The sequence below is a fragment of the Aquabacterium sp. genome (genome assembly GCF_030652515.1).
Classification (GTDB): Bacteria; Pseudomonadota; Gammaproteobacteria; order Burkholderiales; family Burkholderiaceae_C; genus Aquabacterium.
This window is the reverse complement of sequence record NZ_JAUSAR010000148.1, coordinates 1-22,639: the sequence shown is the minus strand read 5'-3', so window position 1 is coordinate 22,639 and position 22,639 is coordinate 1. Positions and strand designations below refer to the sequence as shown.

The 22,639-nt window shown below is 65.1% G+C and carries 21 protein-coding genes; 17 read left to right on the top strand and 4 right to left on the bottom strand.

Going from position 1 to position 22,639, the window contains the following annotated elements; translation table 11 throughout:
* Positions 1-41: 41 nt before the first annotated feature.
* The 12 genes from Q7V20_RS17065 to Q7V20_RS17010 all read left to right on the top strand — a co-directional run bounded on the left by Q7V20_RS17065 (position 42) and on the right by Q7V20_RS17010 (position 11,455).
* The gene (locus Q7V20_RS17065) at positions 42-470 is read left to right on the top strand and encodes a CopD family protein (protein ID WP_304793872.1); all 429 of its coding nucleotides are present in this window, start codon (positions 42-44) and stop codon (positions 468-470) included.
* 25 nt (positions 471-495) lie between these two features.
* The gene (locus Q7V20_RS17060; RefSeq protein WP_304793869.1) at positions 496-1,644 is read left to right on the top strand and encodes a VanZ family protein; all 1,149 of its coding nucleotides are present in this window, start codon (positions 496-498) and stop codon (positions 1,642-1,644) included.
* Positions 1,645-1,677: 33 nt separating this feature from the next.
* Entirely contained in the window at positions 1,678-1,956 is a 279-nt protein-coding gene (locus Q7V20_RS17055) for a hypothetical protein (RefSeq protein WP_304793866.1), read from the top strand.
* 17 nt (positions 1,957-1,973) lie between these two features.
* Entirely contained in the window at positions 1,974-2,297 is a 324-nt protein-coding gene (locus Q7V20_RS17050) for a ferredoxin (protein WP_304793931.1), read from the top strand.
* Positions 2,298-2,319: 22 nt separating this feature from the next.
* Positions 2,320-2,955 (top strand): alpha/beta hydrolase, encoded by a 636-nt coding sequence (locus tag Q7V20_RS17045; protein ID WP_304793864.1) that lies wholly within the window; start codon positions 2,320-2,322, stop codon positions 2,953-2,955.
* A gap of 26 nt (positions 2,956-2,981) precedes the next feature.
* Entirely contained in the window at positions 2,982-4,193 is a 1,212-nt protein-coding gene (locus tag Q7V20_RS17040) for a D-alanyl-D-alanine carboxypeptidase family protein (RefSeq protein ID WP_304793861.1), read from the top strand.
* 29 nt (positions 4,194-4,222) lie between these two features.
* A complete protein-coding gene (locus Q7V20_RS17035) occupies positions 4,223-4,528 on the top strand; it encodes a YbeD family protein (RefSeq protein WP_304793859.1) in 306 nt (101 codons plus the stop codon).
* A gap of 77 nt (positions 4,529-4,605) precedes the next feature.
* Positions 4,606-4,932: a preprotein translocase subunit YajC gene (yajC, locus tag Q7V20_RS17030; RefSeq protein ID WP_304793856.1), complete on the top strand. Its 327-nt coding sequence runs from the start codon at positions 4,606-4,608 to the stop codon at positions 4,930-4,932.
* 22 nt (positions 4,933-4,954) lie between these two features.
* Entirely contained in the window at positions 4,955-6,859 is a 1,905-nt protein-coding gene (gene secD, locus Q7V20_RS17025; protein WP_304793853.1) for a protein translocase subunit SecD, read from the top strand.
* Between the two features lie 29 nt (positions 6,860-6,888).
* Entirely contained in the window at positions 6,889-7,914 is a 1,026-nt protein-coding gene (gene secF, locus Q7V20_RS17020) for a protein translocase subunit SecF (protein WP_304793850.1), read from the top strand.
* A gap of 65 nt (positions 7,915-7,979) precedes the next feature.
* Entirely contained in the window at positions 7,980-10,379 is a 2,400-nt protein-coding gene (locus tag Q7V20_RS17015) for a DUF1631 family protein (RefSeq protein WP_304793846.1), read from the top strand.
* Positions 10,380-10,741: 362 nt separating this feature from the next.
* A complete protein-coding gene (locus Q7V20_RS17010; RefSeq protein ID WP_304793843.1) occupies positions 10,742-11,455 on the top strand; it encodes a PEP-CTERM sorting domain-containing protein in 714 nt (237 codons plus the stop codon).
* Positions 11,456-11,829: 374 nt separating this feature from the next.
* On the opposite strand, the gene Q7V20_RS17005 is transcribed toward Q7V20_RS17010, so the two are convergent.
* Positions 11,830-15,117: an EAL domain-containing protein gene (locus Q7V20_RS17005; RefSeq protein ID WP_304793840.1), complete on the bottom strand. Its 3,288-nt coding sequence runs from the start codon at positions 15,115-15,117 to the stop codon at positions 11,830-11,832.
* 129 nt (positions 15,118-15,246) lie between these two features.
* Positions 15,247-16,098, bottom strand: a complete 852-nt coding sequence (gene htpX, locus Q7V20_RS17000) for a zinc metalloprotease HtpX (RefSeq protein ID WP_304793837.1) — start codon at positions 16,096-16,098, stop codon at positions 15,247-15,249.
* 167 nt (positions 16,099-16,265) lie between these two features.
* Here htpX and Q7V20_RS16995 point away from each other — a divergent pair, with 167 nt between their 5' ends.
* Positions 16,266-17,279, top strand: coding sequence for a VWA domain-containing protein (locus Q7V20_RS16995; RefSeq protein ID WP_304793834.1), 1,014 nt, complete (start codon positions 16,266-16,268; stop codon positions 17,277-17,279).
* Here the strand turns inward: Q7V20_RS16995 and fmt are convergent.
* Complete coding sequence (gene fmt, locus Q7V20_RS16990; protein ID WP_304793830.1) at positions 17,259-18,206, bottom strand: methionyl-tRNA formyltransferase; 948 nt, start codon at positions 18,204-18,206, stop codon at positions 17,259-17,261. The two genes, Q7V20_RS16995 and fmt, sit on opposite strands and share 21 nt — an antisense overlap.
* Positions 18,207-18,216: 10 nt before the next feature.
* On the bottom strand, positions 18,217-18,732 hold the full coding sequence (def, locus tag Q7V20_RS16985; RefSeq protein ID WP_304793827.1) for a peptide deformylase: 516 nt from the start codon (positions 18,730-18,732) through the stop codon (positions 18,217-18,219).
* Positions 18,733-18,985: 253 nt separating this feature from the next.
* On the opposite strand from def, the gene Q7V20_RS16980 reads away from it, so the two are divergent.
* The 4 genes from Q7V20_RS16980 to Q7V20_RS16965 form a co-directional block, all read left to right on the top strand.
* The gene (locus tag Q7V20_RS16980; RefSeq protein WP_304793824.1) at positions 18,986-20,155 is read left to right on the top strand and encodes a LysM peptidoglycan-binding domain-containing protein; all 1,170 of its coding nucleotides are present in this window, start codon (positions 18,986-18,988) and stop codon (positions 20,153-20,155) included.
* 19 nt (positions 20,156-20,174) lie between these two features.
* Positions 20,175-21,299, top strand: a complete 1,125-nt coding sequence (gene dprA, locus Q7V20_RS16975; RefSeq protein WP_304793821.1) for a DNA-processing protein DprA — start codon at positions 20,175-20,177, stop codon at positions 21,297-21,299.
* Positions 21,299-21,979 (top strand): lipoyl(octanoyl) transferase LipB, encoded by a 681-nt coding sequence (lipB, locus tag Q7V20_RS16970; protein ID WP_304793818.1) that lies wholly within the window; start codon positions 21,299-21,301, stop codon positions 21,977-21,979. Before dprA ends, lipB begins: the two co-directional genes overlap by 1 nt.
* 17 nt (positions 21,980-21,996) lie before the next feature.
* On the top strand, positions 21,997-22,639 hold a 643-nt coding region (locus Q7V20_RS16965), incomplete at its 3' end, for a lipoyl synthase (RefSeq protein ID WP_304793816.1).

Genomic DNA, 22,639 nt, shown 5'->3' with positions numbered 1-22,639 from the left:
TGCGCCGCCGCAATCGATCCCACTGCTGGCCATAATCGGCCATGCTCTGGATCAAAGCCCTCCACATCGTTTTCGTTGCCAGCTGGTTTGCCGGCCTGTTCTACCTGCCGCGTTTGTTCGTCAACCTGGCCATGGTGCCGGGCGACAGCCATGCCGAGCGCGAGCGCCTGCTGCTCATGGCGCGCAAGCTCTACCGCTTCATGTCCCTCTTGATGATCCCGGCCGTGGTGCTGGGCCTGATCCTGTGGCTGTATTACGGGATTGGCAAAGGCCCTGGCAATGGCTGGATGCACGCCAAGCTGCTGTTGGTGATTGGCGCCATTGGTTATCACCACGTCTGCCGCAAGATCCTGCGCGAGTTCGAGCAACTCAGCAATCGCCGCACGCACCGATGGCTGCGGGTGTTCAACGAGGTGTCGGTGCTGGTCTTCGCGCTCATCGTCATCCTCGTGGTGGTCAAGCCTTTCTGATCCGCCCTCGCTGCAAGGCTTGCTGATGTCGCCGCACCGCAGCACCGCCTGGCCGCTCACCTGGGTGGCGGTGGCCCTGATCGTCTACGCCACCTTGTTCCCCTTGAGCGGCTGGCATTGGCCCGATCGTCACGTGTTCACCTGGGAATTGCCCAAGCTGCCCCACGAGGTGCCCTCCGACCTGGTGGCCAACTTGCTGGGCTACCTGCCCCTGGGCCTGATCCTGACGGTGGCCCACCTGCGCAGTGGGCGGGGTGCTGTCATGGCGGCGGTGCTGACCTTGCTGTCGGGCTCGGCCTTGTCCTACCTGCTGGAGTTGGCCCAGTTCACGGTGCCCCACCGCGTGCCCTCGATCTCCGACTGGGCGCTCAACACCCTGGGCATGGCTTGGGGCGCCTTGGCCGCCGTCACCCTCAACGCCCTGGGCCTGGTGGACGTGTGGCACCGGCTGCGCGAGCGCTGGTTCATCCCGCAGGCGGGCTTTGGCCTGGCCCTGATCTGGATGTGGCCGCTCGGCCTGCTGTACCCGCCGCCCCTGCCTTTGGGCGAAGGGCAGTTCCTGCCGCACCTGCTCATCGGCCTGATGGAGATGACCCGTGACACGCCCTGGCAAGAGTGGGTGTTGCCCGACGATCCCTTGAGCCTGTGGACCGACAACATTTCCGCCGACCCGGATTCGCTGTGGCTGCCAGCGCGCGAGGCCACCACCGTGGCCCTGGGCCTGCTGGCCCCCATGTGCGTGGCCTGTGCCCTGGCCCGTCCGCGCAGCACCCGTGCTTTTCTGCTGGCGGGGGCTGTGGTGATGGGGGTGGGCACCACGGCGCTGTCCACCGCCATGAACTTCGGCCCGGAGCACGCCCTCACCTGGATGAGCTTGCCCACCATCACCGGCCTGCTGGTGGGCGCGCTGGGCGGCACCTTGTTGCTGGAACGCACCCGCACCACCTGCGCCAGCCTGGGCGTGTTGACGCTGGCCGGGCTCATCGCCCTGGTGCACCAGGTGCCGCCTGACCCTTATTACGCCCTGGCACTGGAATCGTGGGAGCATGGGCGTTTCATCCGCTTCCACGGCTTGTCGCGCTGGTTCGGCATCCTGTGGCCCTACGTGGCCATGGCCTGGCTGATCACCCGCATCTTCGGGCGCGAAAGCCGTCACGCTGATGCGCCCAACTAAAATCCACTCACCCATTCACCTTCGGAGCCCTGCATGGTCAAGGTCGTCAAGATTTTCGGGCAGCAGCTTGAACGGATCACGTTGAAAGCGTTCGATCCCGACCACTGCCTGGCCGACCACGCCAAGACCGGCGAAGTCATGCAGGTGTCGCGCATGGCGGACCTGGCCATCGTGCTGATCGCCTACGCGGACGACATCAGCGCCACCACCTACGTCGGCAAGTTCTCGGACTGGACCGGCCCGAAGCTGGACGAAGGCATGAGCCAGATGTCCTCGCCTTGGGATGAGCCCAGCGAGGAGCCGCTGGATTGACCTCGGAATCGAACCCCATGTACTACGAACGCCACATTTTTTTCTGCCTCAACCAGCGCATCAACGGTGAAAGCTCTTGTGGCGACCACGGTGCCCAGGACGGTTTCGACCATTGCAAAAAACTGGTGAAAAACGCCGGTTTGAATGGCCCCGGCCAGGTGCGCGTCAACAAGGCGGGTTGCCTGGACCGCTGTGCGGGCGGCCCGGTCGCGGTGGTCTACCCGGAAGGCACCTGGTACACCTTCGTCGACAAGTCCGACATCGAAGAGATCGTCGAATCGCACCTGGCCCGCGGCCAGGTGGTTGAGCGCCTGGTGTTGCCGCCAGACGTGGGCCGTTGAACTCGCGCGCCAAAGCAAAGCCATGATCGGACGCCCTGATTCCACCACCATCGACGGCCCTTCGGGCTTGATCGAGGTCGTGCTCGAAGACCCTGCCACCGCGCCCATCGGCCTGGCCGTGATCGCGCACCCGCATCCGCAGATGGGCGGCACCATGGACAACAAGGTGGTCCACACTTTGTCGAAAGCGTTTGTGCTGGCGGGCTGGCGGGCCGTGCGCTTCAACTTCCGCGGCATCGGCCAGTCGGAAGGCGCCTGGAACGAAGGCGTGGGCGAGGTCGATGACCTGTTGGCCGTGCTGGCCCACCACCGCACCGACCCGGCCGTGCAAAGCCTGCCCGTGGCGCTGGCTGGGTTCTCGTTCGGGGGCTTCATCGCCGCCAGTGCCAGCGCGCGGCTGCCTCAGGCGCCAAGCGAGCTGGTGCTGGTCAGCCCGGCCACCCGCTATGGCGTGCCGAACGTGCCAGCCCACACCCTGGTCGTGCAAGGCGAAGAGGACGATGTCGTGTCCATGACCAGCGTGCTGGATTGGGCGCGGCCCCAGGCCTTGCCGGTCACGGTGGTGCCGGGCGTGGGCCATTTCTTCCATGGTCAACTTGGCGTTCTGCGCGACCGGGTGCTGCGTCACCTGCGCGGCACGGCGGGCACTTCGGCCTGATTGACCTCACCTGCTTTCCTGATCCCATGCTGTTTTCATTCTCCCGACGCGGCCTGCTGGTCGCGCTGACCGGCGCTTTGTGCTGGCCCCTGGCCTGGTCGCAAGTGGCGACCGTGGCGCCGGTGTTTCCCTTCGCCGCGCCCAGCGCCGCCATGCCGCTGCCGCCCGAGCTGGCCGCCCGCGCTTTTGTTTTGCAAGACCTGAGCAGCCAGCAGACCCTGGCCGCTCGCAATGCCGACCAGCCGGTCGAGCCCGCCTCGCTGACCAAGTTGATGACCGCCTACCTGGCGTTCCAGGCCATGAAGTCGGGCAAGCTGACCTTGTTGCAAGAGGTGCCGGTGTCCGAGCGGGCCTGGCGCACCGGCATCACGGGCACGTCTCGCAGCTTCCTGGCCGCCAACAGCCGCGTCAAGGTCGAAGACCTGCTCAAGGGCATGATCGTGCAAAGCGGCAACGATGCGAGCGTGGCCCTGGCCGAGGCGGTGGGCGGCACGGTTGAGAATTTCGTGGCCATGATGAACCGGCAAGCCCTGGCGTTTGGCCTGAAGGCCACCACCTTCAAGAACCCGGAAGGGCAGACGGCGCCAGGGCACCGCAGCACGGCGCGCGAGCTGTCCGTCATCGCGGTGCGGCTGGCCACCGATTTCCCGCAGGCCCTGCCTTACTACGGCAGCAAGGAGTTCACCTTTGGCGGCGTCCGCCAGCCCAACCGCAACCTGCTGCTGTGGCGCGACCCCACCGTCGATGGCCTGAAGACCAGCTACACCGACGCCTCCGGCTACTGCCTGATCGCCACGGCCCTGCGCGCCACGCCCGCCGGCCCGCGCCGCCTGTTGAGCGTGGTGATCGGCGCGACCTCGCCCGAAACCCGCGCCAACGAAAGCCAGAAGCTGTTGAACTGGGGCTATGGGTCTTTTGACATGGTCAAGCTGTTTGACGCGAACAAGCCGGTGACCACCGCGCCCGTCTGGAAGGGCCAGTCGTCCAGCGTGAGGTTGGGGCGCGTCAGCCCGGTGACGGTGGTGGTGCCGCGTGGCCAGGCTGGCGGCCTGAAAGCCACCGTGGCCCGCAATGATCCTCTGGTGGCCCCGCTGATCCAAGGCCAGACCGTCGGCACGCTCAAAATCACCCTGGCCGGGCAACCCTGGCAGGATGTGCCCCTGAACACCCTGGAGGCCGTGCCCAGTGCTGGCTGGTTCGGCCGCCTGTGGGACGCCATCCGCCTGGGCGTCAAATGAAGACTGAGCAGTGAGCAAGGAGTATCCGCATGAATGATGAACCCGTGGTTCCCCCCGCCCCCCCCGAGATCCCGCCTGAAGAGTCGCTGATCCAGTACCCCTGCGCCTTCCCCATCAAGGTGATGGGCCTGCACGAGCCGCCTTTCGTGGAAACCATGGTCGCGCTGGCTGTTCACCACGACCCCAGCTTCGACGCCAAGACCCTGGAGCTGCGCCCCAGCAGCGGGGGCAAGTACATGGGCCTGACCATCACGGTCAACGCCATCAGCCGCGAGCACCTGGACGGCATTTACCGCGCTTTCACCGGGCACCCGCTGGTCAAGTACGTGCTCTGACGGGGCCTGCCCCCCACGGCATACAATCGAACGGATTTGGCCCGCCTTGGTGGCCGTTCGTTTGAAGGATTTTCACCGTGTTCATTTCCGACGCATTCGCCCAAGCCGCTGCCCCTGCCGCCAGCGGTACCGCTGGCCTGCTCAACAGCATGCTGCTGCCGATCGTGATGATCGTGGTCCTGTACTTCGTCATGATCCGCCCGCAGATGAAGCGCCAGAAAGAGACCAAGACCATGCTGGACAGCCTGGCCAAGGGCGATGAGGTCGTCACCCAGGGCGGCGTGATCGGCAAGATCAGCAAGCTGGGCGAATCCTTCGCCACGGTCGAAGTGGCCAATGGCGTCGAGCTGCAAATTCAGCGTTCGGCCATCGTCCAGGTCTTGCCCAAGGGCAGCTACAAGTAAATAAATCGCAGGATTTCAAACCATGAACCGCTACCCCTGGTGGAAGCACCTGATCATCGCCATCGCCTTGCTGGTGGGCCTGATCTACACCTTGCCCAACTTCTTTGGCGAGGCGCCGGCCGTGCAACTGTCCAGTGGCAAGTCCACGGTCAAGCTCAATGCTGAATCGCTGGCCAAGGTGGAGGCTGCGCTCAAGCAGGCCAACATCGCGGCCGACTTCGTTGAGTTTGATGGCAATTCCATCAAGGCGCGGTTCGCCGACACCGACACCCAGTTGAAGGCGCGCGACGTGCTCGGCCGTGCCTTCAACCCCGACCCGCAGGACGAGCGCTACATCGTGGCGCTGAACCTGGTGTCGCGCTCCCCGCATTGGCTGCGCACCCTGCACGCCAACCCCATGTTCCTGGGCCTGGACTTGCGCGGTGGCGTGCACTTCCTGATGCAGGTCGACATGAAGGGCGCGCTCACGCAAAAGATCGAAAGCCTGACGGGCGACATCCGAAGCCTGCTGCGCGACAAGGACATCCGCCACAGCGGCATCCGCCGTGACGACCAGACCATCACCGTGCGCTTCAACGACGATGCCGGGCGCAAGGCCGCCCGCAACGTGCTGACCGACGCCCTGGGCGACCTGCAATGGACCGATGGCACAGACAGCGACGGCAGCGGCACCCTGACCCTGGTCGGCCAGCTCAAGGCCCAGTCCGAGCGCACCATCCAGGAAAACGCGCTCAAGCAGAACATCACCACCTTGCACAACCGGATCAATGAGCTGGGCGTGTCCGAACCCATCATCCAGCAGCAAGGCCTGGACCGCGTGGTGGTGCAGTTGCCCGGCGTGCAAGACACGGCCAAGGCCAAGGACATCATCGGCCGCACCGCCACACTGGAAGTGCGCATGGTGGACGACAGCACCGAGGCCCACGCCGCCTTGGCGGGCGGCACCGTGCCCTTCGGCACCGAGAAGTTCTCTGACAGCCAAGGCGTGCCCATCATCGTCAAGCGCCAGGTGGTGCTGACCGGCGACAACCTGACCGACGCGCAGCCCGGCTTCGACGAGAACCAGGAAGCCGCCGTGCACCTGACACTCGACGCCCGTGGCGCCCGCATCTTCCGCGACGTCACGCGCGAAAGCATCGGCAAGCGCATGGCCATCATCCTGTTCGAAAAGGGCAAGGGCGAGGTCGTGACGGCCCCGGTCATCCGCTCCGAGATCTCGGGCGGCCGCGTGCAGATTTCCGGCAGCATGCAGGGCGACGAAGCCGCCGACACCGCGCTGCTGCTGCGCGCCGGTTCGCTGGCCGCGCCCATGGAAATCATCGAAGAGCGCACCGTGGGCCCCAGCCTGGGCGCCGCCAACATCGAGCAGGGCTTCAAGAGTCTGATGTACGGTTTTGCCGCCATCGCGGTCTTCATGATCGCCTACTACCTGCTGTTCGGCGTGTTCTCGACCCTGGCACTGGCCTTGAACCTGCTGTTGCTGGTGGCGGTGCTGTCGATGCTGCAAGCCACGCTGACTTTGCCAGGCATCGCGGCCATCGCCCTGACGCTGGGCATGGCCATTGACGCCAACGTGCTGATCAACGAGCGCGTGCGCGAAGAGTTGCGCAATGGCGCGGCGCCGCAATCGGCCATCCAGGCGGGTTATGAGCACGCCTGGGCCACGATTCTTGACTCCAACGTCACCACCATGATCGTGGGCGTGGCGTTGCTGATGTTCGGCTCGGGGCCGGTCAAGGGCTTTGCCGTGGTGCACTGCCTGGGCATCCTGACCTCGATGTTCTCGGCGGTGTTTTTCTCGCGTGGGCTGGTCAACTTTTGGTACGGCCGTCAGAAAAAGCTCAAGAGCGTGTCCATCGGTCAGGTCTGGAAGGCCGCTGCCAAACCCGGCAGCCTGTCGACCGACGTCGACACCGTGGACCAATGACCCCCCGCACCCCCTGAAGGACACTCGCCATGGAATTTTTCCGCATCAAGCGCGACATCCCGTTCATGCGGCATGCGCTGATTTTCAACATTGTTTCGTTCCTGACTTTCGCCGCAGCCGTGTTTTTCCTGGTCACCCGGGGGTTGCACCTGTCGATCGAGTTCACCGGCGGTTCGGTCATCGAGGTGCAGTACGCCCAGAGCGCCGACCTCGAAAAAGTGCGCCACACCGTGGATTCGCTGGGCTATGGCGAAGTGCAGGTGCAGAACTTCGGCACCTCGCGCGATGTGTTGATCCGCCTGCCTTTGCGGGGCAGCCTCAAGCAGGCCGAGGTGGTGGACAAGGTGTTCGGCATCCTGTGCAGCGCTGAAAAAGGCACAGTCACCATGCTCGCGCCCACGCCGGGCCACCCCTCGTCCACCAAGGCCTGCCAGGCCGGGGGACAGACCAACCTGACCTTGCAGCGCAGCGAGTTCGTCGGCCCGCAAGTGGGCAGCGAGCTGGCTAGAGACGGCGCGCTGGCGCTGGGCGTGTCGGTGCTGGGCATCATGATCTACCTGGCTTTCCGCTTCGAGTGGAAATTCTCGGTCGCGGCCATCATCGCCAACCTGCACGACGTCATCATCATCCTGGGCTTTTTCGCCTACTTTCAGTGGGAGTTTTCGCTGTCGGTGCTGGCGGCGGTGCTGGCAGTTTTGGGGTATTCGGTCAATGAATCCGTCGTGATCTTCGACCGGATCCGCGAAACCTTCCGCCGCTACCGCAAGCTGAGCACGGCGCAGGTCATCGACCACGCCATCACCAGCACGATGAGCCGCACCATCATCACGCACGGTTCCACCCAGATGATGGTGCTGTCCATGCTGATCTTTGGCGGCCCGACTTTGCATTACTTTGCAGTGGCCTTGACCATCGGCATCCTGTTCGGCATCTATTCGTCCGTCTTCGTGGCGGCGGCGATCGCGATGTGGTTGGGTGTGACCCGTGAAGACCTCATGAAAAGCACCAAGAAAGAGGTCGATCCCAACGATCCGAACTCCGGGGCCGTGGTGTAGAGTTGATCAACCATGACATGCTCGGCCAGGAAGGTTAGGCCGAGCTCTGCGGATCAACCGACCACATGTCCTCCATAGGCTCTTCGCGTGCATTGGCCATCACGGCCCGAAAAACCTATTTGGAAACCCTCCTGCGGGGTGCCTCCGGGCTGATCCACGCCTGTGCCAACGGGGCCAAACTGCTGGCCTCGCAAACGGCCGAGCCTGGCCTCTACATGCGTCGGCGCGATCTGGTGCTCGACATGCCGATCAGCCTGGACGCCTGGCAACGGAGTCTTGAGCACCGCATCCAGTCGGCCCTGACGGCGGTGCGCCTGGCCCGGCCGCTGGACACCAAACCCGTCAGCCAATTGGTGGCCGACCTGACGCTGGTCGAAGACAGCGCGGTCGAGCAAGACATGATGGCCTCGCGCCTGGGGCAGGCCATCGCTGACCGGGCTGGTTGGGAATACACCGATTTGTGCTCGCGCCTGAACGCCCTGGAAGCCGGAGGCGCCAACCATGCGGATCCCGCAGGTGACGTGCTGCGGCCTCAGGTGCTGGCTCGCTGGCTGATCGACAGCTGGACCGATGCAGGCCTGGGCGGCGCGCACTGGATGACCTTGCAGACCGTGCTGCACGACGAGGCCACGCACCTCGCGCAAGAGGCCTACCACGACGCCAACCATGTGTTGCTGGACCACGGCGTCAAGCCCGAGATCGACTTGCGGCCCTTCATCCGGCGGACCAAGGACACCGGTGTGGGTCCGACCATCCAGAAGGCGTCCAGCAGCGGCGGCTATGTCAGCGGCAGCGCGGGCATTGGCGCCTCCATGCCGGGTGTTCGTCAGCCGCAGCATTCGGCCCCCATGGTCCACTCCGGCATGAGCACGCCTTCGCAGATGGGCGGCAACAGTGGCCTGCAGCCCATGGGCGGCGCCCATGAAGAAACCCGTTTGATGACCCAGACGCCTGCCCTGCGTCGCTCGGCGGTGCCCGCCCAGGCCGTGCTGGGCAAGCTCAACCAGTTCGTGTCCAACAAGGTGCCTGGCTTCGCCCCTACCCAGGTGATCGGGGGCTCGGCCAATGTGGTCGTGGGCGTGGTGGCGCCCGCCCTGGGCCAGGCCATCCAGGATGTCGGCCAGGTGGTGCGCCGCCATGTGGATGCCGAATCGGGCACCCCCACGGGCACGCCCGCCGCCTTGTTGCAAGACCTGCAGGACAGCAAGCGCGCCCTCAAGCAGGCGGCCAGCACACCCAACGAGCGCGCCATCATCGAGATCGTGGCTTTGCTTTTCCAGAGCATCCTGACCGAAGAGCGCCTGCCCGCCGCCATCCGCGTGTGGTTCGCGCGCCTGCAGATGCCGGTGCTGCGCGTGGCCGTCACCGAACCCGATTTCTTCGCCACCATCGACCACCCGGCGCGTGCACTGATTGACCGCATGGGGGCTTGCGTCATGGGCTTTGCGGCCGGTGCCAAGGGCCAGGAAGATGCCCTGCCCGGCGAGATCAAGCGCATCGTGCAAGTGGTCGAGGCCTATCCTGACACCGGGCGGCGCGTGTTCCAGACCGTGCTGGTCGAGTTCGAGAAGTTCCTGGAGCGCTATTTCCGCGACGAGAACGAGTCCAGCCGCAAGGGCGTGTCCCTGGCGCAGCAGGTGGAGCAGCGCGAGACCTGGGCCATCCAGTACACGATCGAGCTGCGCAAGATGCTGGCCGATGTGCCGGTGCACGAGGGCGTGCGCGAATTCCTGTTTCGGGTGTGGGCCGATGTGTTGGCGCACAGCGCTGTGCAGACCAGCCCGTCCAGCGAAGAGACGAAAGTGCTCAAGCGCGCGGCCGCCGACCTGATCTGGTCGGCCAGCGCCAAGCATTCCCGCGAAGACCGCGCCGATGTGCTGCGGCGTCTGCCGCCTTTGCTCAAGACTGTGCGCGATGGCATGGCGCGGGGCGGCATGGCGGTCGAGAAGCAGGACGAGCATGTGCACGAGCTGAACACCGCCCTGGCCGCGGCTTTCTCTGCGCGTTCGGCCACGATCTCATCGGCGCACTTGAAGGAGGTCACCGAGCGCCTGGAAGCGCTGGACGACATCCTGCCCAACCTGGCGGAGGTCGAGCTGGATGCGCAAACTTTGCGCGACCTGTCGGGCCATGAGAGCAGCGATCTGGAGGTGGTGGCCGAAGGCGGCACCATGCCCACGCCAGCCATGATGGCCTGGGCGCGTGAGTTGCAAATTGGCGCCTGGTTTCAGCTGGATTACCGGGGCACGCAGGAGTCGGTGCAGTTCGCGTGGTCGGGCTTGCAAAAGCAGTTGGCGCTATTCGTGACGCCGCAAGGGCGGGGTGTGCTGTTCCAGTTGCACCGGCTGGCTGCGTTTTTGCAGGCGGGGTTGCTGGTGCCTGTTGAAGATGAGTCTTTGACCGTGCGGGCCACGCGTGAGGCGCTTGCCAAGTTGGATGCTGATCCGGCGCGGTTGCTGAATTAGTTTTTGCTTTTGCGGTGAGCGCGAGGCTGGGATGAGTCGGTGGCTGGCAGGGCTCCGATGGTGGCGGCCCACCGCGTAGCAAAGGACTGCTCTCGGTGCTCGGGTCGAGGTGGTGCCGTGGAACTCGTTTCGCGGCCTTTGGCCGCTGCACTCAAACAACTACGGCAAGTCAGTCATTGATGCGCGCTGTCGCGCGCCCACCTCTACCCTGTGCGCCTCGACGCCCCCGACGTCGCCCTGCCAGCCACCGGCTCATCCTTGGACGCCTCGCTGGTGGCGTGGCACGAGGTGGTGTGTCGGCAGGGCGCGGATAGAATCCGGACCGGTTTCGCAATTCCAGATCAATCAGAAGCAGGGCGGCAATGAAGTTCAAATCAATGGCGTTGGCCATCTTGGCATCCGCGGTGTCAACCTTGGCCATCGCCAACGTATCCGTGGCCGATCTCGCGGCGCGTGGAGACGGCCTGCTGGTCGTGGACTCGCAATCCAATCTGGCTTGGTTGGCATTGACGCAAACCCGGGGGCAGTCCCTGGACCAGGTCACGGCCGCAGGCTGGTTGGCCCAAGGCTTCAAACTGGCGACCCAAGTCCAGTTGGATGCCTTGATCGAGGAAGGCGAAACAGTCCCTTTGCTGAGCTGGCTGGACGGCCAGAAGCTGACGGGGCCCCTCACCCCCGAGGGCTTTGCCTGGTACCGCAGCAGCGTGTCTGGCGCCATTGCGGGGGACTTCGCAAGTCAAGGCCAGATCGTGGTCAAGACCTTGAGCTACGGCCCCATCATCACGTCGCCGACCAATCCCTATAGGGAGGTTACGCCCGGTGACCGAGGCTGGTGGAACGAGGGCGACAACACGTCATGGACTCCATCAACTTTGCCTGACCCCGCGAGCCTGGGCGGCTACGAGGTCTTCTCCAGCACCTCGGCTACCTGGTTCACCGCCCAGGACAGCAACATTCGCACAGGGTTCTTCCTCGTCAAGGACCTGCCCGCCGTGCCCGAGCCCACCACATGGCTTCTGATGGGCTTAGGCCTGGTCGCCTTGAGTATCGCCCGGTCTCGGCATCATCCTGGTTGATCCTGCGCCTGCTGAGTCAGCGCCTTGTTGCCGAGTGCGAGTTCATCGCTAAGCCACCAGCGGCAAGATACTCACCAAGGGGCCGTGCGTGCCACACCACCAGCGGGGCGAAGAAGGGCTGGGGCGGTTGTCGGCAGGGCGCCTGGCTTGGTGCTGAGAAGCGCAATGCCGAGGTGGGCGTGCGTAGCACGCATCAACATCTGACCGGCCGTGGTTGTTTGAACGAAGCGGATGAAATTCGCGCAGTGAGTTCCACGGCCCCACCTCGGCATGAGCATCGGAAGGCAGTCCCGCTGACAGCGGGACCACCAAGCTGAAGCCCTGCCGACAACCGCCCCAGCCCGCGCCCCGCGCTCCATGGCAAGGCGAACAAACTACAGCGCCTGATTCTTCGCCGCCACCGAGATCCTGGCCAACGCATCCTTGGCCGCGCTGTCCCGGCTGTGTTCCATCAGCAAGGCCTCGAACGCCGGTTCCGCCATTGGGCGCGCCAGGAAATAGCCTTGGCACTCGTCACACCCATGCGCCTTCAAGAAAGCGTTCTGCGCCTCGGTCTCCACCCCCTCGGCCACGATGCCCACCTCCAACCGGTGCGCCATGGCAATCATGGCTGCGGCCAGGCGGGCGTCGCCCGGTGAGTTCGGCACATTGCTCAGGAAAGACCGGTCCATCTTGAGCCTGTCCACCGGCAACTCGCGCAAATACGAGAAGCTCGAATAGCCCACGCCAAAGTCGTCGATCGCAATACCCACGCCCAGCGAGCGCAGTTGCGTCAACACCGCTGCAGCGCGCAGCGATTCACGCACCACCACGCTTTCGGTGATCTCCAGTTCCAGGGCCGTGGGCGGCAGGCCGGTTTCCTTCAGCACGCGGTCCACCACATCGGCAATGTCGGGCTGGTCCAACTGGATGGCCGACAAATTGACGGCGATGCGCATCGGCCAGCCGCTGCGTTCGCGCCAGGCCTGGGCCTTCTGACAAGCGCGGCGCAGCACCCATTCGCCCATCGGCACGATCAGCCCGGTTTCTTCGGCCAGGGGGATGAAATCGCCCGGCGGCACCAGCTTGCCGCCATGCTCCCAGCGCACCAGGGCTTCGGCGCCGGTGATGCGGCCGGTCATGCAGTCGAACTGGGGCTGGAAGTGCAGGCGCAGCTCGTCGCGCTCCAGGGCCTTGTACAGGTCGTTTTCCAGTCGCAGCGTGTCCAGCGTGGGCGACTCCATGTGCTCGGTGTACATCTGCACGCGGTTGCGGCCATGGCTCTTGGCCTGGTACATGGCCAGGTCGGCGTGGCGCATCAGCGTGATCGCATCAAGGCCATGCGCGGGGTAGATCACCAGGCCGATGCTGGGGGTGACGCGCAACTCGTGCGGGCCCACGCGCAGTGGCTCGGCGAAGATGTCCAGCAGTTTTTGCGCGACCACGGCGCCGTCTTCGGCCAAGGCGATGCGCGGCAACATCACCACGAACTCGTCACCACCCAGTCGGGCCACGATGTCGGAGGTGCGCATCTCGGAGCGCAGGCGGCGCGCCACCTCGATCAGCACGCTGTCGCCGATGTGGTGGCCCAGCGTGTCGTTGATCTTCTTGAAGCGGTCCAGGTCCAGGAACATCAGTGCCAGGCTGTTGCCATCGCGCTCGGCCAGCGTCACCGAGGCCTTGAGTTGCTCTTGCAGCATGTTGCGGTTGGGCAGGCCGGTCAGCGAATCGTGCAGGGCCAGGTGCTGCAACTGGCTTTCGGCTTCGCGGCGCGAGGTCACGTCCGAGGCCATGGCCAGGTAGCCGGTCATCTCGTCCATCTCGTTGCGCAAGATGGTGACGGTGATCTCGGCGGTCAGGTGGCGGCCGTCCGCGCGCACCAGCGTCCATTCACTGGGCAGGCCGGGCGATTCCTGCGCCAGGTGCGACAGCACCTGCATGTGTTCGACCGGCCGGTTCAGGCGCAGGGCCAGCATGCGGGCGCGCTCGTCCACCTCGGCGCTCTCGAAAAAGCGTTCGGCGGTGCTCTTGCCGATCAGCTCATTGGACCTGTAGCCCAACAAGGCCTCGCCCGCCGGATTCACGGTTTGTATGATGCCGTGGCGGTTGAGCACGAAGATGGCGTAGGGCGCGTTGTGCACGATGACGCGGCGCATCTCGTCCACCTCGTTGAGCTGGCGCTGCGCTTCCTGGATGGATTGCTCGGCCAGGTACTCGGAACTCAGATCACGCAGGATGCCGACGTATTGCTTTTCGCCGTCGACGTCCATGTGGCTGATGGCCAAATCCAGTGGCAGGGTGCGGCCGTCCTGGTGCTTGCCGTCCACGCGGTGCCCCACGCCGTCAAAGCTCACCTGCTGGGTCAGCAGGAAGTCTTCCATGGGCTGATCCAGACCGTGGCTGCGGATGCCGGGGATCAGGCGGCTCAAAGGCTGGCCGACCATCTCTTGCGCCTCATGCCCGAAGATGCGGCTGATGGCCGGATTGACCGTCAGCACGGTGCCAGCCTGGTTCACGGTGACGATGCCATCGACCGTGTTGTCGATCACTGAGCGCAGGTGTTTTTCGCTGGACAAGGCCTGGCTGCTCAGTTTGCGCGCCATGCGCGTGGCCTGCCCGTATTGCGTGGCAAAGCCGCGCAGCGCCAACCACAAACCGGCGGTGACCAACATGCCGCTGATCAGCAGAGTCAAAGGGTAGTGTTGCCATGCGGCATTGACCGGTGGGCGCACCATGGTCAGCTCCCAGCGTCGGCCGGCCACTTCCACGGTTTGCAGCCGGTGGTCCTCGTCGGCCACAGGCTGCTTGGGTTTGAAGGCGGTGGCGGACAATTGCGCCGTGTCGAACAACTGCTGCGCCGGGGCTGGTGCCACGGTGCGCTCGGCCGGGCCCACGTCGCGCACCACCCATTGGCGTGAAGCCCAGTCGTCAGGGTTGACGATGGTGCCCAGGATGGATTCGGCCTGGAAGGCCGCGCCAATCTGCCCGATGAAGGCCTGGCGGCGTTGCTCAACGGTGGCCAGCGGGCTGTGGGGGCGGTAAAGGGGCGCGCGGATCACGAAACCCAGGGCCTCGCGGTCGCCCGACACCAGGGTCAAGGGGGCGGATGCCATGGGTTGGCCAGTGTCGCGGGCCTGCTCGGTGGTGCCGCGCCGGTTGGCCTCGTGGATCTGGTCGTAGCCCAGGATTTTTTCATTGCGGATCGCGGGCTCCACATAGGTCACCGCCATGTACTCCGGGCGGTTGCCCGGTGGGTGGATGGCGTAGCCCGGTTTGCCCTTGGCGTCCAGGCTCTTGTCGGCACGCACCGAGGCCTCGAACGCTGCCTTCTGCTCATGCGGCACCCGTTTGGAGAACTGCACGGCCACCAGGCCCGGGTAGCCGCTGTCCACGTCCAGACCCAAAAAATGGCGGTGAAAGTCGTCGCGCGAGACGGCGTCGGTGGCGGTGAACAGCGCCTGAAAACTGCCAATCAGGTTGACGTAGTAGATCAGTGCCTCGTTGAGCCGGTGGGTGCTTTCCATGGCCGCCCGATTGAACTGCTCGTCCGCGGTGCGTTGCACTTGCCGGGCCGCGTTCTGCCAGGCCAGCAGGCTCAAGCAGAGGCCCACGACCAGGGTCACGCGGGACAGCAGTTTCCAGCGGTCCGACCAGCGGGTGACTTGATCCAGCGTTTGATCCATGCCCTTGTCCTTGTGACTGACGCAGCCTTCGGGAAGACGAAAGCTCGTTCTAAGGACTATCGGACGGAATCAAGGGGCCTTGAACTCAAAACCGGTGGTTCGGCGCACCTTGGGGCACGGCGCGTGACTTTAAGCCGCGCCGCGCGCCATGGCCATCAAACGCTCAACGCGCTCTTCGGTGGCAGGGTGCGTGGAGAACAGGCCGCGCAGACCGCCACCCGACAAGGGATTCATGATCATCATCTGGGCGGTTTCGGGGTGGCGTTCGGCCGCTTCCATGGGCATGCCTTGGGCATAACGCTGGATTTTCTGCAGGGCGCTGGCCAGGGCATGCGGGTCGCCGCTGATCTCGGCGCCGCCTCGGTCGGCCTCGAATTCGCGCGCACGGCTGATCGCCATCTGGATCAGGCTGGCAGCCAGGGGTGCGAGGATCGCCACGGCGATGCCCGCGATCGGGTTGCTGGGGCGGCCTTCCGAGTCGCGCCCGCCAAAGAACATGGCGAAATTGGCCAGCATCGAGATGGCACCGGCCATGGTGGCGCTGACGGTGCTGATCAGGATGTCGCGGTGTTTAACGTGGGCCAACTCGTGGGCCATGACGCCCCGCAACTCGCGCTCCGTCAGCACGTTCAGGATGCCGGTGGTGGCGGCCACGGCGGCGTGGTCGGGGTTGCGGCCCGTGGCAAAGGCGTTGGGGGCCGATTCGTCGATCAGGTAAACGCGGGGCATGGGCAGCTGCGCGCGTTGGGCCAGCTCCTGGACCATGCCGTAAAAACGCGGCGCGGTCGTGGCATCGACCTCGCGGGCGTTGTACATCTTCAGCACCATGGTGTCGCTGAACCAGTAGCTGAAGAAGTTCATGCCAATGGCCACCAGCAGCGCAATCATCATGCCGCTACGCCCGCCAATCATGGCGCCGATGGCCATGAACAGGGCCGTGATGGCGGCCATCAGAACAGCGGTTTTCAGGATGTTGAACATGGTCGAAATACTCCTTCGTGCCCTGTCAGATGCGGCCGGGCGGACAAGGTTCAAGTCGGTGGGGCGATTTTTGTGTTTTTCTCACCCCCCAAACCTTAGGGGGTGGGTGATTGCGGTTGCAAGGTCCGAAATTCACACTGCGCGCTCAATCATTTGGGAGTGAATGCATGTCTTTCGTCAAAAAATTCGCGGTGGGTGCCACCGTGCTTGCCTCCAGCTTGTGGGTGGCCACACCAGCCATGGCCGCCGTCACGGTGTCATGGGGCAGCCCCCTGAACAACAGCGTGTTCGACGCGGGCTCGGTGGTCAGCCTGACGGGCGCGGCCAATGCCAGCGGCATCATCGGCGGCACGGGCCTGGACCTGGCCCTGGTGCTGGACTCCTCGGGTAGCATGGCCACGGTCACCAGCGGGCAGAGCCGCCAGGCCTGGGTGCGCCAGGCCGCCGCCGCGCTTGTCAACGCCGTGCCCCAGGCCAGCACCTCGGTGGCGGTGGTCGAGTTTGATTCGAACGCTGTCATGCTGGCGGGCCTCACACCCCTGTCCACTGGCAAAGCGACCGTGCTGACGGCCATCAACTCGGTCGATGCCTCGGGCAGCACCAACATCGGCGCGGGCATCACCCGTGCCACGACCGAACTCACCGGGCCCAATGCCACCGCCGGGCGCGTCCAGGTCCAGGTGGTGCTGTCGGACGGCATCAGCTCCGGCAATCCCGCCACCAACGCGGCCGCCGCCTTCCTGGCAGGGGTTGACGCGGTGCATGCCGTGGGCATCCCTGGCCATTCGCCCGCCACCATGCAGGCCATCGCCACGGCGGGCCATGGCACCTACACCAACGGCAGTGACCTCACCGCCCTGATCGGGCTGTTCAGCGGCACGGCGGGCAACCTGGTGGGCATCGATTCGGTGGACATCCTCCTGAACGACGGCACCTTGCTGGACAACGTCGCGATCGACGGCCTGGGCAACTTCGTGCTGCCTGCGGTCACGCTGTTCGAGGGCAACAATGTGTTCAAGGCCACCGCCTTTGACACCTTGGGCAACTCCGCCACGGCCGAATTGACCTTGGTGGGTGCCGCCGTGGTGCCTGAGCCCGAAACCTTGGCCCTGCTGGTGGCGGGCCTGGCCGTGTTTGGTGTTCGGGCCCGCCTGCGTTCCTCAGCCCAGTCGCGCGGGTAAGTCGCCACCCTGGCTTTGCAGGAAGTCCCGGGCGGCGATGCGCTTGCCGCCGGGGCGTTGCAGGGTGTGCAAGGCGAGTGATTGCTCGCCGCAGGCCACCACCAGGCTGTCGCCATGGGCGTGCAGAACCTGGCCAGGTGTGCCGCTGGCTGGCAGCACAGAAGCCGCCCACAGCTTGATGGTCTCGCCGGCCAGTTGAAACGTGGTGCCCGGGAAGGGGTCAAAAGCACGAACCCGGCGCGCGATCTGGCTGGCGGGCAGTGCCCAGTCGATCGCGGCCTCAGCCTTGTCGATCTTGTGCGCGTAGGTCACGCCTTCGCTTGGCTGAGGCACGGGTTGCAGCCCGCCACAGGCCGCCAGCTCCAAAGCCTCCACGATCATCCGCCCGCCCAGGCGCGCCAGGCGGTCGTGCAGGGTGGCCGTGGTGTCCTCGGGCCGAATCGGCTCTCGCTCCATCAGCAGCATGTCGCCCGTGTCCAGGCCTTCGTCCATCTGCATGATGGTGATGCCGGTCTCAGCATCACCAGCTTCGATGGCGCGGTGGATGGGGGCGGCGCCCCGCCAGCGTGGCAGCAGCGAACCATGGATGTTCAGGCAACCCAGACGGGGCAATGTGAGCGCCCACTTTGGCAGAATCAAGCCATAGGCGGCCACCACCATCAGATCGGCCTGAACCGCTTGCAGGGTGGCTTGCGCGGCCTGGGCCGCTTCGGCATGTTTGCCGTCCAACTTCAAACTGGGCGGTTGCGCCACGGCAATCCCATGGTCCAGCGCAAACTGCTTGACCGGCGAGGCTTGCAACTTCATGCCTCGGCCAGCCGGTCGGTCGGGTTGGGTCAGCACCAGGGGGATCTCGAACCCCGCGGCGTGCAGGGCAGTCAGCGCTTCCCGGGCGAATTCGGGCGTGCCCGCGAAAACGATTTTCATGGGGTGGTGATCAGTCCGAGGTGTCGCCGTCTTTGCCGCGCTTTTGCAGCTTGGTCTTGATGCGGTTGCGCTTGAGGGGCGACAAATACTCCACAAACACCTTGCCCATCAGGTGGTCCAGCTCATGCTGAACGCACACGGCCAGCAACTCGTCGGCGTCAAATTCATAGGTTTGGCCGTCGCGGTTCAGGGCGCGCACCCGCACGCGGGCGTGGCGTTCCACCTTGTCGTAGATGGTGGGCACCGACAGGCAGCCTTCTTCCCAGATGATCATCTCGTCGCTGGCGCCGATGATCTCGGGGTTGATCAGCACGCGGGGGTCGTCGCGCTCCTCGCTGGTGTCGATGACGACCAGGCGCTCGTGCACGTCCACCTGCGTGGCGGCCAGGCCAACCCCCTTGGCGTCGTACATGGTTTCCAGCATGTCGTCGACCAACTGGCGGACACGGTCATCGACCGCGGCGATGGGGCGTGCCACCTTGTGCAGGCGGGCGTCGGGGTAGCAAAGGATGGGCAGCAGGGCCATGGGACTTCTCAGCGGGGCAAAGGGCCGGTCAAGGGCGTGGTGGACAAGGGCAGGGTGTTCCCGCGCGGATGTGGAAGCGGCGCAACGAACCCCACGGCGCCCGGGTAAATTCAGCGCGCAACTGAGGACAATTTTCGTTGCGATTGCTTGTCTTTTCCGGGCAGAATCAAACGATCATTGACCAGATTTTGCCGGTTATTGGGAATCCTTATTGTCAGGGATCTCATCGGCGGGTGGATTGGAGAGAGTTTTCATGACCCAGCGATTGCTGCCCCTTGCTCATGCCATGGCCTTGTCGGCTGCGGTATCCCTGGGTATTTTGGCCACCACCGCACAAGCTGCCGATGGCCCCAACTTCCCCATCACCAACCAGCAAAAGGCCACCGCCAAGCAGGTGGCGCAAGCCGGGATTCCGCTGTCCGAGCTCTCGCCCAACGCGCCTGATTCGTACGTTGTCAAGCGTGGCGACACGCTGTGGGACATCTCCAAGCTCTTTCTGAAAAGCCCCTGGCGCTGGCCTGAGCTGTGGGGCATGAACCTGCAGCAGATCCGCAACCCGCATTTGATTTTCCCTGGCCAGGTGTTGTACCTGGACAAGTCCAATGGCCGTGCGCGCCTGCGCCTGGGCCAGCCGGTGGGGGCAGGTGGCGATGCCCGCCTGTCGCCCCGCGTGCGTGAAGGTTCGCTGGAAGACGCGATCACGGCCGTGCCCTTGCACCTGATCGAGCCCTTCTTCAACGAGGCCGTCATTTTTGACACCAGCCAGGAATTGCTGAGCGCGCCGCGCGTGGTCGCCACGCAAGAAGGCCGCGTGATGTTGTCGCGTGGTGAAACCGCCTATGTGCGCGGTGACCTGGGTGGCCGCCGCGAGTTCCGCATCTTCCGCGAACCCAAGCCCCTGCGCGACCCCACCACCAAGGAAGTGCTGGGCTACGAGGCCGCCTACGTGGGCACCATGAACCTGGTCCGCGAAGGCGTGGAAGGCACGGGCGCCGATGGCCAGCCCATGGTCATCCCCTCCACCTTCACCACCAGCATCCTGCGCCAGGAAGGCATGATTGGCGATCGCCTTGCTCCCGTGCCCCCGCGCGAGTTCGACAACCTGGCCCCTCACGCGCCCACCCAGGATCTCAGCGGTCAGATCGTCTCCATCTACGGTGAGAGCCTGACCGCTGGCCAGAGCCAGATCGTGTCCCTGAACAAGGGCACCCGCGATGGCATGGAACGTGGCCATGTGCTGGCCTTGTGGCGCGAGGGCAATACCATCCGCGACATGACCCTGCCCGACAAGCCCACGATCAAGCTGCCGGATGAGCGTCATGGCCTGCTGTTCGTGTTCCGCACCTTTGACCGCATGTCCTACGCCCTGATCCTGAGCGTGAAGGACCCGGTCAAGCCTGGGGACAAGTTCACCCAGCCCTGATGACCCCGTGAGTTGACAGATGGAACGCGACGAAATTGGCGCGTGGCTGCGGCTATTGCTGACGCCACGCGTGGGGCCGGCCTCCGCCCGGCGGCTGCTGGCGGCACTGGGTTCGCCTCAGGCCGTGTTTGCCGCCACCAGCGAAGCCCTGGGCCAGGTAGTGTCCGCCCGCGAAGCCACCGAACTGCTGAAGATCCCGGCGGATTTGCCCGAGCAACTGGCGGCCACCCTGGCGTGGCTGGAGGCCGCTTCAACCACACAAGAACGTGCTTTGATCACCCTGGGTGACGAGCACTACCCGGCCGCTTTGCTGGAAACCGCCGACCCGCCATTTTTGTTGTTCGCGCAAGGCCGGGTGGCACTGCTGCAAAGGCCGAGTGTGGCCATCGTGGGCAGCCGCCACCCCACCGCGCAAGGCAAGGAAAACGCATTTGCTTTTGCCCAGGCCTTGAGCCAGGCGGGCATCACCGTGGTCTCGGGCCTGGCCTTGGGCGTGGATGGGGCGGCGCACGAGGGCGCTTTGGCGGGAGGCCGCCTGGGCAGCACCGTGGCGGTGGTGGGCACCGGCCTGGACCGCGTCTACCCCAAAGCCCACCGTGACCTGGCGCACCGCATCGCGCAAGACGGCCTGCTGATCAGCGAGTTCACCTTGGGCACGCCGCCGCTGGCCGCCAACTTCCCCAAGCGCAATCGCATCGTGGCGGGCCTGTCGCGTGGCACTTTGGTGGTCGAGGCGGCGGTGCAGTCGGGCTCGCTGATCACCGCGCGCCTGGCCATGGAGATGGGCCGCGAAGTGTTGGCCATCCCGGGCTCCATCCATTCACCGCAAGCCAAGGGCTGCCATGCCCTGATCAAGCAAGGCGCCAAGCTGGTGGAGACCGCGCAAGATGTGCTGGAAGAAATGAACTGGCGAGTTGCCACATTGGCATCGGCCGACCAGGGCGGCGACCAGGCCGATGAAGCCACTGGCCACGAAGACCTGGTCCTCGGCGCCATGGGCTACGACCCGGTGGGCCAGGACGCCTTGTCGGCCCGCACCGGCATGGGCCCGGCCGACCTGGGTGCGCGCTTGCTGCAACTGGAAATGATGGGTCAGGTGGCCCGCCTGCCTGGCGCCTTGTTCCAGCGCGTGGGGTTGGGCTGATGCTGACCAAGCTGCTGGGCCGGGTGGACTACGCCCCCACGGCCCAGGCCATGCAAGCCTTCACCGAAGCGCGCCTGCCCGAGACCCCCGATGAACTCTGGGTCTGCGAGCACCCTCCCGTGTTCACGCAAGGCCTGGCGGGCAAGGCCGACCACGTGCTGTTCAACCCGCCCGGGCCTGACCACATCCCCGTCGTACAAACCAACCGGGGTGGCCAGGTGACGTACCACGGCCCCGGCCAGGTGGTGGGCTACCCACTGGTGGATCTGAAGCGCCAGGGCATCTACGTCAAGGAATACGTGTTCCGGCTGGAGCAGGCCCTGATCAAAACGCTGGAAGTGCTGGGTGTGACAGGCCACCGCGTGGCGGGCGCGCCCGGCATCTATGTCCGGTTGAACGACCCCGCCGGCCACGCGGCCCTGACCGCGCCTGCCGACCCGCGCGATCCCTTCAAGGGCTTGGGCAAGGTGGCCGCGCTGGGCATCAAGGTCAGCCGCCATTGCACCTACCACGGCGTGGCGCTGAACGTGGCCATGGACCTGTCCCCGTACGGTCGCATCAACCCTTGCGGCTACACGGGCTTGAAGACGGTGGACCTGGCCTCTCTGGGGGTGACGGTGTCCTGGGACGAAGCGGCGGCCTTGCTGGGCAGCAAGCTGGGCACCTGGCTTTCGTCCTGATCGGCTAAAGTGGCGGCATGGCCACCGAATCCACGCCCTACGATCCCACCATCAAGCAAAAAGCCGAGGCCAAGATGGCCCGCATCCCCATCAAGGTGGTGCCCATGGGCGAGGTGCTGAAAAAGCCCGACTGGATCCGCGTGCGCGCCGGCTCGCCCAGCACGCGCTTCTATGAGATCAAGCAGATCTTGCGCGAGCACAAGCTGCACACGGTGTGCGAAGAAGCCTCCTGCCCCAACATCGGCGAGTGCTTTGGCAAGGGCACGGCCACCTTCATGATCATGGGCGACAAGTGCACGCGGCGCTGCCCATTTTGCGATGTGGGACACGGGCGCCCTGATCCGCTGGATGTGGACGAGCCCGCCAACCTGGCCAAGACCATCGCGGCTTTGAAGCTCAAGTACGTGGTGATCACCAGCGTGGACCGCGACGACCTGCGCGATGGCGGCGCGGCCCACTTCGTGGACTGCATCCGCCAGGTGCGCGAGCTCAGCCCCGCCACGCAGATCGAGATCCTCGTGCCCGACTTCCGTGGCCGTGACGACCGCGCCCTGGAGATCCTCAAGGCGGCACCGCCCGATGTGATGAACCACAACCTGGAAACCGCGCCGCGCCTGTACAAGGAAGCGCGCCCCGGCTCGGACTACCAGTTCTCGCTGA